12 protein-coding genes are annotated in these 14066 nt (G+C 39.9%); 3 read left to right on the top strand and 9 right to left on the bottom strand.

Features of this window, described 5'->3' with window-relative positions:
- Positions 1 to 3 precede the first annotated feature (3 nt).
- The gene (locus MUN88_RS07335) at positions 4 to 885 is read left to right on the top strand and encodes a glycine betaine ABC transporter substrate-binding protein (RefSeq protein ID WP_244722827.1); all 882 of its coding nucleotides are present in this window, start codon (positions 4 to 6) and stop codon (positions 883 to 885) included.
- 76 nt (positions 886 to 961) lie between these two features.
- Complete coding sequence (locus MUN88_RS07330) at positions 962 to 2683, top strand: CocE/NonD family hydrolase (RefSeq protein ID WP_244722825.1); 1722 nt, start codon at positions 962 to 964, stop codon at positions 2681 to 2683.
- A 642-nt stretch (positions 2684 to 3325) separates the two neighbouring features.
- On the opposite strand, the gene MUN88_RS07325 is transcribed toward MUN88_RS07330, so the two are convergent.
- Positions 3326 to 3682: a DoxX family protein gene (locus tag MUN88_RS07325; RefSeq protein WP_244722823.1), complete on the bottom strand. Its 357-nt coding sequence runs from the start codon at positions 3680 to 3682 to the stop codon at positions 3326 to 3328.
- 213 nt (positions 3683 to 3895) lie between these two features.
- Between MUN88_RS07325 and MUN88_RS07320 the strand changes: the two genes are divergently transcribed.
- A complete protein-coding gene (locus tag MUN88_RS07320) occupies positions 3896 to 4666 on the top strand; it encodes a TerC family protein (RefSeq protein ID WP_244724369.1) in 771 nt (256 codons plus the stop codon).
- Between the two features lie 777 nt (positions 4667 to 5443).
- Here MUN88_RS07320 and MUN88_RS07315 read toward each other — a convergent pair.
- From MUN88_RS07315 to MUN88_RS21855, 8 genes are all read right to left on the bottom strand, one after another.
- Positions 5444 to 6415 (bottom strand): iron-hydroxamate ABC transporter substrate-binding protein, encoded by a 972-nt coding sequence (locus tag MUN88_RS07315; protein ID WP_244722820.1) that lies wholly within the window; start codon positions 6413 to 6415, stop codon positions 5444 to 5446.
- A 287-nt stretch (positions 6416 to 6702) separates the two neighbouring features.
- Positions 6703 to 6888 carry a PspC domain-containing protein gene (locus MUN88_RS07310; protein WP_244722815.1) on the bottom strand — a complete coding sequence of 62 codons (186 nt, stop codon included), beginning with the start codon at positions 6886 to 6888 and terminating at the stop codon, positions 6703 to 6705.
- A 696-nt stretch (positions 6889 to 7584) separates the two neighbouring features.
- Complete coding sequence (locus tag MUN88_RS07305) at positions 7585 to 8169, bottom strand: hypothetical protein (RefSeq protein WP_244722813.1); 585 nt, start codon at positions 8167 to 8169, stop codon at positions 7585 to 7587.
- Between the two features lie 9 nt (positions 8170 to 8178).
- The gene (locus tag MUN88_RS07300) at positions 8179 to 9348 is read right to left on the bottom strand and encodes a ParM/StbA family protein (RefSeq protein WP_244722810.1); all 1170 of its coding nucleotides are present in this window, start codon (positions 9346 to 9348) and stop codon (positions 8179 to 8181) included.
- Positions 9349 to 9991: 643 nt separating this feature from the next.
- Positions 9992 to 10816, bottom strand: a complete 825-nt coding sequence (locus MUN88_RS07295; RefSeq protein ID WP_244722807.1) for a carbohydrate ABC transporter permease — start codon at positions 10814 to 10816, stop codon at positions 9992 to 9994.
- Positions 10813 to 11739 (bottom strand): carbohydrate ABC transporter permease, encoded by a 927-nt coding sequence (locus tag MUN88_RS07290; RefSeq protein ID WP_369809955.1) that lies wholly within the window; start codon positions 11737 to 11739, stop codon positions 10813 to 10815. The genes MUN88_RS07295 and MUN88_RS07290 overlap by 4 nt, the downstream gene beginning before the upstream one ends.
- Positions 11740 to 11818: 79 nt before the next feature.
- On the bottom strand, positions 11819 to 13147 hold the full coding sequence (locus MUN88_RS07285) for an ABC transporter substrate-binding protein (RefSeq protein ID WP_244722804.1): 1329 nt from the start codon (positions 13145 to 13147) through the stop codon (positions 11819 to 11821).
- A complete protein-coding gene (locus MUN88_RS21855) occupies positions 13148 to 13687 on the bottom strand; it encodes a DUF624 domain-containing protein (protein ID WP_369809985.1) in 540 nt (179 codons plus the stop codon).
- Between the last annotated feature and the right edge of the window lie 379 nt (positions 13688 to 14066).

The following is a 14066-nucleotide window of genomic DNA, read 5'->3' as shown; positions in this document are numbered from 1 at the left end:
TTAATGAAAAAACTATTATTAAGTTTATTAGCTCTTACCATGGTACTAGTGATGGCAGCCTGTGGGTCATCCTCAGAAGATACATCAGGCAGTGACAATGAAGCATCCGCAGAGGACAAAACCATTACATTAGGTGTAACACCTTGGACAAGTACAGTACCTCCAACAGAAATTGCGAAACTAATTTTTGAAGATATGGGATATACTGTAGAAGAAACAAGCGCTGACGCAGGTAGTGTATATGTAGGCTTATCACGCGGAGACATTGACGTATTTATGGATGCTTGGCTTCCAGTTCACCAGACATACCTTGATGAATACAGTGATTCTATTGAAGAAACAGCAACAAGCTATGCACCAGCAGCTGCTGGACTAGTAGTACCGACTTATATGGAAGATATTAATAAAGTGTCTGACTTAAAAGGCAAAGAAGACATGTTTGATAACACCCTTTATTCTATTGAAAAAGGTGCTAGTGTAACAGGCGTTCTTAACGATGCAATCGATCAATATGGTTTAGATTTAAAGCAAGTTAACTCTTCAGAAGGTGGTATGCTTGCACAGGCAATGAAGCTTATGCAGCAAGAAGAAGCCGTTCTTTTTTATGGCTGGAGACCACACACGATGTTCAACAAACTTGACATTAAAATTTTAGAAGATGATATGAAGGTACTTGATACAGCATCTGTACACGTTGTAACGAATAAAGAATTAAAAGACAATGCATCAGATGCATATGAATTTTTAAGCAATTGGAGCATTCCAATCGATGATGTAGAAGCAATGATTAAGAAGATTGAAGATGATGGTGAAGATCCAAAAAAAGTAGCACAAGAATGGATCGACAATAATCAAGATAAAGTAAACGAAATGTTAGGGAAGTAGGAAAGAAGCTATGCTGTACTGGTGATTACTGGTGCAGCATTTGCTTTAATCAATAACAAAGAAATGAGGGTATAACATGGAACAAATTATTGTGGATAGAGAAGTACCATGTGAACTAAGAGATGGTGTAAAGCTGTACGCTAACATTTATCGTCCGAGTGATGAAGGTACATATCCTGTACTTTTATGCCGTTTACCATATAATAAAAACCTTCCTGATTTTTCACATCGTTATGTGGACCCGTTCCGATTAGCGATGAGTGGTTACATCGTGATTATTCAAGATGTGAGAGGACGCTTCGCATCTGAAGGCGAATTCCGACCTTTTGCACAAGAAGTTGAAGACGGTTACGACGCAGTGGAGTGGGCCGCAGCCTTACCTTATTCCAATGGAAAAGTAGGGATGTTTGGTTTGTCTTATTACGGATTCACCCAAATATACGGAACATTAGAACAGCCGCCATCCTTAAAGGTAATTTTCCCAGCAATGACAGGTAACATTACTGGCGATGCCTTTAACCAAAATGGTGTATTCCAGTTCGCTGCTTCTGAAACGTGGATACTCGATTCTGTAGCTATGGATTATTTGAAACGAAAACAAACAGCGGAACAATATACCGAAACGGTTAAAGAGATCATCCATGACCTTAATCATATTGAAGAATGGCATGATTACAAGCCAGTTCAAGAATGGCCACCTGTTATGAAACATCCGGAATTACGTGACCTCTTCGAAAAGTACATCAACAATCAATTAGTAGATGAAGTGAAGAATAAATCCTATAATCATGAGCAGGCATTAAACTTGCCGGCCTTCCATTTAGCTGGCTGGTATGATAACTTCTTAAATCAAACGATTTTAAATTACGAAGACATGAGCAAGCTCAATGACAATCAGAAACTGATCATCGGTCCATGGGCTCATGGTATGTTCCATGCTGATATTGGTGAGCGTTCCTTCGGTATCTCCAGCTCCGGCTATGCTATCGACGGGAAAGAAGACATTACTTCCCTGCATATCAAATGGTTTGACCGTTGGCTGAAGGGCAAAGAAACAACGATATTAGATAGCAAAGATCCTGTTCATATTTTTACAATGGGGACTAATACATGGCGTTCTGAACCAGCCTGGCCTATTCCGGAGACGCAATATACACCATTTTATTTGCATAGTGATGGAGAAGCACATCAGACCTCCGGCAGTTTATCAACGGAAATGCCAGGTGAAGAAAAAGTAGATACCTTTGTCTATGACCCACACAACCCAGTGCCAACAAATGGCGGAGGCGTATTATTTTATAATGGAAGAAATGCAGGTCCTCGTGACCAATCAGTGATCGAGCAACGAGATGACGTGCTTGTTTATACGTCTGAGCCACTAACAGATGCCTTGGAGGTGACAGGCTGGATCAAAGCAAATATTTGGGCTTCATCTGACGCACCAGATACAGATTTCACCGTTAAATTAGTCGATGTAGCTCCTGATGGTACAGCCTATAATCTAGCAGACGGCATTGTAAGAGCTAAATGGCGTAACGGATCAGAAGAAGCTGCACCACTAACAGGAGAAATTGTCGAATATGAACTAGATCTGTGGGCTACCAGTAACGTCTTTTTACCCGGCCACGCGATTCGAATCGAAGTGTCATCCAGTAATTATCCATGGTATGACGTCAATCCGAATACCGGCGAAACCCTTATGACGACTGATAAAATGGTAACAGCAGACCAAGTAATTTATCATGACAGCGAGCATCCATCTTCGATCACGCTGCCAGTTATTCCGAAATCGGAGTAAGTAAGAGAAAACCGGGCTTTGAACAGCCCGGTTTCTTTATGGATGTACCCTATAAGGTAATATCGAATAGTTATTGATTAAATACGGTTGAATTCCATCCCAATTGTTGCTATTACATATGGAAAATAGTTCAATGAGATTTGTTGCGTTTAACAAGAAAGGTGACAAATGCGGAGAGTTGACCACTGAGTTTTGTCGTCTTTAACAAGAAAGGAGACAAATCGGGAAAGCTACCCAACGAGTTTTGTCGCCTTTAACAAGAAAGGAAACAAATCGGGAGAGCTGAACAACGAGTTTTGTCGTGTTTCTCAAGATAGAACACCAATAAATGTGTTGTCCTGTTAGTTTTGTCTGCTTATAGAGTTTGTATCATAGCACAGATCAACAGATAGACCCCTTGGGAGGGCACGTGCTGAAGGTCCACATTGTGAAGTTGCCTTCAACACAAAGTTAACTTCAACCGTGCCCCGCAGGACGTGAAGTTGTTGGTGTGGGTGTACCAGCAGACACAATATATGAAAAGGAGGCCAAAGACTTCACATAATCCATATATATTGTAAGTAGCTGTATAAATACTTACGTTTAAGTATAAGTAAAACTCGGCACTCGCTAAAGGTGAGACGAAGGCCAGGTTTCTCAAATTCACTTTTTCCAAAGTATAAATAAAAGAATGAGCATAACAATATCTAATCGGGCTTCGAACAAGAATTGAAAGAAGCCGGATTCCAGAATAGGCGCTTTCGTAAGGAAGAAAGCTGCGACCATAATAATAAATAATGGAATCGCTGCTTGTCTGACATAATAATTAAAAAGGATCAATCCACCACAGATCAATTCCGTCAATCCGACTAGCAGTACGATAAGCTCTGGATATGGAATCCCAAAACTGGAAAATGCGCCAGTGAAATCTGAAATCACAAGTTTCATTATAGCAGAAGCGATAAAGACATAACCAACAGCATATCGAATTAATTGATGGGCAGTCACATGTTTGGGCATAACAACCCTCCTTCGATTAAGTTACTTCTAATGTATGCAGACAAGCAGAGGGACTATGCTAGTTAATCGAAATTTAACCGGGTTTTATGTGGTTTGGCGATGAACCGAAGATAAGTGTGACAAACGATAAATTTTAGTCTATAATTAACCGTATTTGAACTGTACAATTTTTTCTAAATATAGGCATACAGCACGTTTAGAGGGGGAGTAATGTTGGATTCAATTTGGCTCGAGTATGGTTGGACATTATTAGTTTTAATAGGACTTGAAGGACTTTTATCAGCAGACAATGCGCTTGTATTGGCAGTTATTGCTAAGCATTTACCCGACGATGAGAAAAAGAAAGCTATTAATTACGGGATCATCATGGCTTTTGTTTTTCGATTTGGTGCGTTATTTGCTATATCATTTATCGCCAATGTTTGGCAGGTGCAGGCAATAGGTGCGGCTTACCTCATTTATCTTGGGTTGAAGCACATTATACCTGCTGGAAAAGACGTGGAGGAAGAAGCAGAAAAAGTCGACAAGCCTAGACAAGCCTTTTGGCCGACAGTGCTGAAAATTGGTGTGGCGGACCTGGCTTTTGCAATAGATTCCATTCTTGCCGCAGTAGCGTTGGCATTAGCATTACCAGCCTCTGGTTTACCAGACTTTGGTGGTATGGATGCAGCTAAGTTTATCGTTGTTTTATTAGCAGGTGTTTCTGGACTTATTTTAATCAAATTCGCTGCAACCTGGTTTGTGAAATTATTGGATGCACGACCTGGTTTAGAAACAACGGCATATACGATCGTTGCCTGGGTTGGAATCAAGCTGGCAGTCATTACGCTGTCACATCCATCAGTTGGCGTATTAGATGCACACTTCCCACACAGTACCTTGTGGACAGTTATATTCTGGGGAGTTTTACTAGCAATTGCTGTAGGTGGCTGGTTCTTATCAGATAACCACTCTTCAAAGAAAATGAAGGAAGATACGAAGTGATAACATAGAGGTCTTTTCCCTGAACCGGGAGAAGACCTCTTTTATTCTATAATCAGCAAACAAAGTATATCATTACTACATTAAAGCGAATCTTATGATTAGGTTCTTATAATATGGATTATGTCAAGTATAGCTGTATTATGATGTGTCCATTTTGATATATTTTAAGTGCATAGCAAAGCTCCGGAAATATGCTCCGCGTCCTGTGGGGTCGGGTTCAGCTTCCTCGGAAAAAAAAACCTTTCCTGCGGGATCTTCACACACGACCTGACCCACGGGAGTCTCCGCGTATTTCCTACGCTTAAGAAAGTGCTACAACGAACGGAACAGCTAAAAGCAGCAGTTCTAGGCATTCAATCAAATGCTATTATTTATGGACAATGAAGGATGACGATCAAAATCCTAGCTCTTACAAAAGTTGTAGAGTACCTATCCTAGCGCAGGCCAACCACGTAGACTCCCACGGGATTGTGCAGGTGCTGAAGATCCACTACGTCTGCACCTGTGTCTACTAGTAACAATTCGAAGTAGGCTTCCTCGGTGCAAGGCAGCAGAGAAATGATTCGAGAAGTAGCCTAGCTTCAGCCGTGCCCCGCAGGACGCGGAGTGGTTAGTATAGGGTATCCCAGCACATGAATCATTTCAACAATACCACTCTTCTAATTGACATAATCCATATTATAAGAACCCACACTTTTATTGTCTCAATCTAAAATTTTATACATACTTATCTCACAAGTAAAAAGCAGTGGTGAATGAACACACCACTGCTTTCTTTTATTCTTCTAGAAAGAATTTCTGGAATTCTTCTAACAGATATTCCATTGTAATTGGGTCACTATACGTAATGGCTTTCGTATTCAATTCAAGCACTTGACCATTTTCAACAGCAGGAATATTGTTCCACGTTTCTGTTTCAAAGAAAGAATTATCCCCATCCGGGTTCTTACTCAAGACAACATAGTCGCCCGCAAACTTTGGAAGAACTTCAAGTGATAATGTATAATATCCGTCCGCCAACGCTTTTTCTTTTACCTTCTCAGGCATACCTAACCCCATTGTTTGATAAAGTAACTCCGTACCACGCGCCCAATTGTCGCCGAATACATACAATTGTTTCGCGTCATTTTCGAAAACTGAAACGGTGGCATCTTCACCAATCTTCGCTTTGATCTCTTCGCCCGCCTCTTTCGCACGTGTTTCGAAATCTTCTACCCAATCTTTGGCTTCTTGCTCTTTGTTAATGATTTTACCAACTTCCACTTGCTGCTCTAAGTAATTTAAGCTGCCCCATGTAGAAACAATGGTTGGTGCAATTTCTTTCATCTTATCGATGTTTTTCATCCAGGAACCAACAATGATTAAGTCTGGTTCTAATTCGATGATTTTCTCTAAATTTTCATCAGATACGACTTCAATACCATCTAACTTACCTTCCATTAATGGGTTGTTGTATGTCCATTCGTCCACACCAACAACATTGCCATCTAACGCAAGTACATTCGGTCCGTTAGCTAACGCAACAATACGTTGGGGGTCAGAAGGTATTTCGATAGGACCATCCTCAGCTTCATATGTAATCGTTTCAGATGAAGCTTCTTCTTCTGTTCCTTGCTCCTCATTAGTATTTTCTCCTGAATCGGATTCAGATGCAGATGCGTCGTCTGTGCTTGACGAATCATCAGTGCTGCCACATGCCGCTAATATCAGTGCTGTTACAAACAAAAATGCTAAAAGTACTTTTTTCAAGCTATTCCCTCTCCTTTTTATGTACTGGCCAACTGCCTAATTATTAAATTGATAACAATTATCATTATCACTTATGGTACGGTTATTGATAATGATTGTCAATACTTTTTAACAAACATTTTTTCATTTCAAGATTAGTAAAACTTGGATTAACCCGCACTGCCCTAACTAACTTAAGAATATAATAAAGCTAGCTATAATCTTTTTTAGTCGTGAGCATAATTTAATCTCTCAATAACTATATTGATATGCTTTCTTTTCTTTCCTAGCGTGCAAAAAAATACCTGCTACGGTTTAAGTGCAGGTAATTCACATTCTAATGTGTTGGCAAGAATAATATATATCCAGAAAGAACCCGGAAAAGTTACGACAAAAAGAAGCCTGATCGCGAAGGAGTATATTCCGGTTAATGCAGCAATACCGCCACAAACACCGTGTAAAGAAGTATCAGTGGCAGACCTTTTTAACTTCAATAGAGACCACTCCCACTAATTGATAAAAATCACCTGTTTTTAGTATATCATTTGGTCATTGAAAGACATCACCTTTTTTTGCTCTCTGCACCGTCGTCTCGACAATATGGTGGATGTTCTTCTCCTTTTTCCTCCATCTCATCACAGATCCATACCATATTATATTCAGCGATAATCCTTTAATTGATAAATATCTAACGTTTCTAACCGCTAACCGCGTTTGTAATTGGTATTCTCCTTCTTTCCAACACTGTTTCCGGGTTAAAAAGAGCAGGTGCACGCTTTCTCCTTTTCTTAGCCGCCGGTTTCGTTGGGAATAGCTTCTCCAGTTACCGTATACATAACAACGCATCCCCCCTAAACGCTGTTTATTCTATCGGACATTTGAACACTTCTCAACCTTCTTTTTGTCCGATTGGGCAGCACTGTGTGATTAAATAATTTCTCTCACTGAACCTGACTTTTTCCTTTTCCCCATTAAAAATCCCTTTGTACCGTGGATTTATATTTTCTTAGCTGATTAGGAAAACTCTGCATTCGCCTCGTCTTTTAGCAAGTGTGTAGGTTTTCTTATACTTGGTACACTCTAAATTTTCACTACGTCAAGCTTCTTCATTGCTAAAATTTTATACTTTTCTAACTTATAAAAAAGGCTCCGTTCATAAAGAAACGGAACCTTTTCGGGGGTTTTACTTTTTATTTGTTCATCTTCGTCAGGAAATCACCTAACAGATCACCGAGGCCTTCTTCTTCCTCGGCTTCTGATTCTTTCTCTTGATTCGATTGACGATTTTGGTCTAATGCTTTATTCCAGTCAATCGTATCAAATTCATCGAGTGAGTCTTGTTTCTGATCATTTGCTTCTGCATTTACCGCCTGTTCCAGATCATCCGGTTCAGTCGGCATATCTTCCTGTAAATATAATGCTTCATCAATATCGGTAGCATTACTGTTTAACGACGTGAGCAGTGATGTTGCTCGTCTTGGATCGTTTAACAGATGATACAGGATACTGCCTAACAACGCTTCGGAATGCTCATGCTTTATCCAATTACGCTGTGCCTTCGTTAGACGTTTTGGCAGTGGCACTGTAACAGTCTCCTGTTGAACAGAGCTTGCTTCATTTACACCCTTTAGCACAAACTCTGCCATCTTACTCGAAAAATTACGACGCTCTTCCTTCTTCAAGCGTTGTAATTCTTTTAAGACATACTCGGGTGTATCACTGGGAATACGAAACGATATCGTTTGTCCTCTATTAATTTGGTAATTATTTTTCATATGATCACCTTATGATTGTTGCGGTTGTGATTCTTTCTTCTCTTTCCGCGTATCTTCTGTTTTGATCAAATACTCCATAACCAGTTTATAATAAGCATTTGCCATCATCCAGATGCTTTCTTTTTCATCTTCAAAGAATTCAATGTTATAGCCATCCAGGTTGTTATTTAATGTCTTTATATATTCTTTGAGGACATTAGAACCACCGCCAACGAAATAACAAATTTCAGATTGAGAGTTCTTTTGCCATACGTTACGTAACAGGCGATACTGCTTCTTCGCTAATTCCAGCAGTAATCTGTCTGTCGTATCGTGCACGCTCGTCCGGCTGCCTTTCACCATGATATGATTTCGATCATTCTTTCTCGTAATAATGTCGACCACATCACGACGGCTGTCTAATTCGACACCGTGCTTCGTAAAGATTTCTTCACGAATCGTCTCAAGTGATTCAGACACGCCAAGGTTAAAGCCTTGTGCTTTATCATCGTCAACGGTACGGTTACGAATCACAGCTATATCTGTGGAAAGACCACCAATATCCTGAATCAATATTTGCTTATCGATCAGTTTTTTGTTGATGATTTTTAAGTCCTTGTCCATTACAAGGTTAATGAAAGCAGCGAAGCCTTCTGGATACACTTTTGCTTCATCAAATCGAATGTTGATTTTCTTGCCCTGATGCTGTGGCGTAACGAGGAATTCTACTTGGTGTACCGATCCAATCAGTTTTGAACGATAACCAGCATCCTTGCCTTCCTTCACCTCACGTAATGGCAATCCAGTTCCCAGCGTATAATTGGCTTCAATCACTTGATTCGAGCTTGAAGAATAAGCTTTTGCTGCATCTAAAGCGATCGTTGATAACAGCATGACCAACGTCTGGTCTTCTTCCGATTTGCTGCTGCCTGGATCAAGTTCCGTGGAGTTGCTAGCTTTCGTTGCTAGATTCCCTACACGGTAAATAGCATTGTTCTCTTTTAGTGCTGGTGAATGTATACGAATATGTAACCCATCTGCAGGATCTTTCTCATCTAAATCTTCTATTCCAATAACAGGACGATCTTCCGTATCTCTTGCGATAATATTTGGAAGATGTACCTCTCTTTCCATTTCTCCAAAAATTGCCTTAACAGAATCATTACCTACGTCTATTGCTGCTATTCTTGTTTGACTCATTTTTATCCTTCCTTTCATGAAGTCCTATTAAAACGTCATACCTCAAATGATATGGGATTATACGCCTTTCATCAATGCCTTCAACTAAAAAGAAAGATAACCGTAATCTTTTTGAAAAAACAAAATTTGTATACGAAAAAAGCTTGCACGTTTACAAACCTATGTACAAGCCTTCCGTACGTTTTGTGTACACATTTGTATGCTTGTTTACTGATCTGTTTATAACGTAAACAATAACGTTTGCAGGACAACTGAAATACAAACGTCATTGAATTGTGACTAATTCTTAATAATCCTGGCATAAATTTCATCTGTGAATTACTGCGTTGCTTACATATTTTCAAAAGTGCTTTATCCAATCCCTCATGGTCAACACAGATACAAGGAGTACCATGAGGTATAATAGTTGATAAAGTGAGACTTCAATCAGTGGGGGTTTTAACCCCCACTGATTCCTAGCGAAACTTATCAGGAAGTTATCGTCCGTAATACCCCCACTTAGCTTCTTATTTATCTCCCGAATCTTGAAGTGGGGGTATTACGGACGGTTAGCGCCGTGATAAACACTAGCATTTATACTTTACAACAACAAAAATCCCTTCGTTACAGATACTTACCTGCAACAAAGGGAGATCGTTTTTATTTATTCTTTAACAGACCCTCCGATAATCCCTGCTATGAAATAACGCTGCAAGAATAAAAAGGCGATAAATATCGGCAATACAGAAATCGCCGCCCCCATCATTAATACACCGTAATCTACTGTTTCCAGACCGGCCAGCGTGGCCAGTGCAACAGGAAGGGTATACATATCCTGGGTCGTAATTGTAATCAGCGGCCACAAGAAGTTGTTCCACTGATGGGTGAATAAGAAAATAGACACAGCAGCTATTGCCGGTATCATTGTTGGCAATACAATTTTAAAGAAAATCCCTGTTTCACTACTGCCATCAATCCTTGCTGCCTCGATCAGCGCCGTCGGTATCGATTGCATATTCTGCCTCATAAGAAAGATCGCGAACGGATAAGCAATTTGTGGCAAAATAATTGCAGTATAGGAGTTCAGCAAATTAAAGCTCGCAAATAATTGGAATTGCGGCACAACCAACGCCTGATATGGCACCATCATCGATAATAAAAACAAGGCGAAAATGATATTTCTTCCTTTAAATTGATACTTTGCAAAAGCGAAGCCAGCCGCCGCACAGATAATACCACTGATAAACGTAAAGCTCACCGCTGTTACCGCCGAATTGAATAAGGATCGCCAAATATCGATTTGACTCAATAAGCTTCTTAAATTCTCCAAAAAGTAATCACCCGGTATAAAACTCGGAGGTGTATTTAACATATTGCCGGTTGGATTCGTTGCACCTACCAGCATCCAGTAATAAGGACCAATCGTCAGTATCACTAATAAAATCAACACCGTATAGAATAGTGTTTTCTGCAGTCCACTTACTCTCATTCATCATCACCTGCCAGTTTAAATTGTATGAATGATAGCAGTGCGATTAATACGACCACCACATATGCAATGGCAGAAGCATATTCGAAGTCAAAATATTCAAAGGCATTCTGATATAAATACATCGTGATTGTTGTCGTTGCATTAACAGGTCCACCACCTGTGAGGTTGTATGGCTCATCAAACAGCTGCAACGTACCGATCGTAGATACAATTGCTGTAAATAAAATAACCGGCTTTAACTGTGGAATGGTAATCGAGAAGAACTGTCTTACCTTCCCTGCCCCATCAATGCGGGCCGCCTCATACAAGTCATTCGAAATATTTTGCATCCCTGCCAGTAAAATAACCATATTGTAGCCAGTCCATCTCCATATCATAACGAGCACGATGGATATCTTCGCCCAAACCGGATGATTCAACCAGCCAATTTTATCAATCCCTATAAAGGACAATAAATAATTGATTAAGCCATAATCCGGGTTTAATAGCAACAAGAAGATAACCGCTGCAGATACTAGCGATGCCACTGCAGGTGAGAAATAAGCCACACGGAAAAACCCTTTTGCTTTTAACATGGTCGAATTCATTAACACGGCTAATATCAGCGCAAAAAATAACATAATTGGTACTTGAAGCACTAATATAATCAAGGTATTACTAAGCGATTCATAGAAAATCGGATCCTGAAATAGCCGAATATAATTATCTAAACCTGCAAACGTCGTAACATTCCCTTCTGATTGCTGCAAACTTAAGATAAAGGAATACACAATCGGATATCCTGTGAACAACAAGAAAAAAATCAATGCTGGCATCAGGAAAATATAGGGTGCATTACGCGGATTATCAAAGGATCGCTTGCTGCCACTCTTTTTCTTGATTGACTCATTAACTACTTCTCCATAAGAAGAATTCTTCACAATTTCCATCCTTTCGTTGTATATCTTAGGATAGTGCATGTTAGACCGTTAGCAGGCAGACTGCTAACGGCCACCTCCATTAATTTACATCCTCTTTCCCTGTACTTGCTTCAATCCGTTCGACTAGCCTTTGCTGCATTTCTTCCGGGTTTCCGTCATTTAACAGCATATTCGCCATTTCTTCATTGACCGTATCATCTACCTCTGGATAGTCACCGGTATAGGTAACCTGTGGGATGTTCACCGCAATATCAGCAAATTTTTGATAGAATTTTTCACCGTCAAAGTATTCCAAGCCCTCTTCGAATACTGGATCATCATAGGCCGCCTCTAACGATGGGAATAGACCAAATTCTTGCAAGCCTTTCACTTCCATATCAACATTGGTAGATAGAAATTCACCAAATACGTAAGCTGCTTCCTTATTTGAGGACGAATTCGGTATGGCAAAGCTTGAACCACCACTATTGGCAGCACGAACGCCACCTTCTTCAAAACTAGGTAAAGCAAACGTTCCCCACTCACCAGATAATTCTGGCGCTTGATCCATCAGTGAACCGTTGTACCAGACAGAATTAGGTACAGTAGCAACACCATCATTTTTGATCGCTGCCATCTGGCCTTCTGAATCCGTTACATTCGTTGTGATCCCTTTATCGCTCATTTCTTTAATTTTCCCCGCTGCTTTTAATAACTCATCTGAACCTACATTCAATTCCCCTTCATCCGTGAAGTAGAACGATTCTTGCTGGTGAATCATAAATCTCGCCAAGGCTACTTGCTGGTTTAATGCAAGTCCAAGCATCGGCACTCCTGTTTCCTCCATAATGACTTCACCAGCTTCGATATAGTCATCCCACGTCTTAATAGACTCGGCATCCACACCTGCTTGTTCAAAAATATCCTTACGATAAAAGACACCGACAGGACCTAAATCACGTGGAAAGGCAATATAATTACCATCGGCATCTTTCACCATCTCTTGTTTGGACTCTGCAAAAGATCCATCATGTTCACTAAACCCGACTTCACTAAGGTTCACAAACGAATCAGGAAATTTGCTCGTGAAAGAGGCAATATCCGTGTCTTGTATCTGGACTAAATCCGGCAGCTGACTCTCCTGTCCAGAGCCTAATCCAGTTACCAGTCGCTGAAAAATCTGATCCGGACCTTGCTTATTAATATTAACCGTCACATTCGGATACGTTTGATTAAAATCTTCAATGATCGAATTCAAAAAATCTGCCTCAAGTGACCAGGCCCATACGGTAATTTCTCCCGACACATCTTCAGGATTCTCAGGAATCTCCGTCGCTCCGGCAGATTCTTCTGCATTATTGCTACAGCCAATTAATGTTATCGCTATCATAACGATGAATAGCATCATTAGTTTACTAGATTTTCGCATTCAGATTGCACTCCTTTTATAATAGTTATCTACCATGTTCAACCAGGAAAATCTGGCTAATAGAAAAGTGAATAATAGAGAAACGCTTACACTAAACAGTAAAATTAAACCTGGAAACTGACACAATATCCAGACCCAAGACGCATTTACAAGCAGGATTAATAGAGAAATCGGCAATCTCGAAATCGAGAAAAATAGTGCTTGTTGATATTTTGATAAGGTGCTCCCCTCCACAAATGTGTACACCACATAAAATATCAGCATAAATATCGTAAATAACAGGAACAGGGACCAATTGCCGATGATAAAAATTGACGTAAAAGGGCTCGAAGTATTCGAGAGTATGAGGAGATTTGTCAATAAAATTATAAAGATCACCAGGTTTATTAAACCGCTTGCATTTGCTTGTGAAAATTCTTTTTTATAGACCTTCCAAAAATACGGAAGAATGCGGAACTCTTCCTTGTCCATCCACCTCCTCATAATAGTAAATGAAGAGACAGTGGCAGGTGCCCATCCAAAGATAATACCGCCAAGCATTGTAAACACACACCATAACACATTTATATAAGCCAAGCGCACAACCCAACTGCAGCAAACTAAAATCACAGATTCTTTCATAGTAGATTATCCCTTCATTTTCTATTTCTAACAAAAATCTGGTTACAGTGGATACTTTATAACAGAAACAAATACAAGTCAACAAATACAAACAGATAAACAGACAAAACAACACAATCAGACTTTTTTCTGCCATACAGCATTAGCCAGCAGTTACTGGATGCCGCACCTCTGCTATATTCACAGTCTTCCACTCTATCATCAATAGTTTGTTACTGTATTTTCTTCGATTCCGTGCTATCCTAATACTAAGAGAGAGAAACCTTTTTCATAACCATCAAATGTAAACCTATTCATT

Source organism: Gracilibacillus caseinilyticus (genome assembly GCF_022919115.1).
In the GTDB taxonomy this organism is placed as follows: domain Bacteria; phylum Bacillota; class Bacilli; order Bacillales; family Amphibacillaceae; genus Gracilibacillus; species Gracilibacillus caseinilyticus.
This window is presented reverse-complemented; position numbering and strand designations above follow the sequence as displayed.

Coding starts and splice junctions, on each gene's coding strand:
- MUN88_RS07285 (WP_244722804.1), bottom strand. CDS start 13,147: ATGCGAAAATCTAGTAAACTAATGATGCTATTCATCGTTATGATAGCG.
- MUN88_RS07325 (WP_244722823.1), bottom strand. CDS start 3,682: ATGCCCAAACATGTGACTGCCCATCAATTAATTCGATATGCTGTTGGT.
- MUN88_RS07335 (WP_244722827.1), top strand. CDS start 4: ATGAAAAAACTATTATTAAGTTTATTAGCTCTTACCATGGTACTAGTG.
- MUN88_RS21855 (WP_369809985.1), bottom strand. CDS start 13,687: ATGCTTGGCGGTATTATCTTTGGATGGGCACCTGCCACTGTCTCTTCA.
- MUN88_RS07300 (WP_244722810.1), bottom strand. CDS start 9,348: ATGAGTCAAACAAGAATAGCAGCAATAGACGTAGGTAATGATTCTGTT.
- MUN88_RS07305 (WP_244722813.1), bottom strand. CDS start 8,169: ATGAAAAATAATTACCAAATTAATAGAGGACAAACGATATCGTTTCGT.
- MUN88_RS07330 (WP_244722825.1), top strand. CDS start 962: ATGGAACAAATTATTGTGGATAGAGAAGTACCATGTGAACTAAGAGAT.
- MUN88_RS07295 (WP_244722807.1), bottom strand. CDS start 10,816: ATGAGAGTAAGTGGACTGCAGAAAACACTATTCTATACGGTGTTGATT.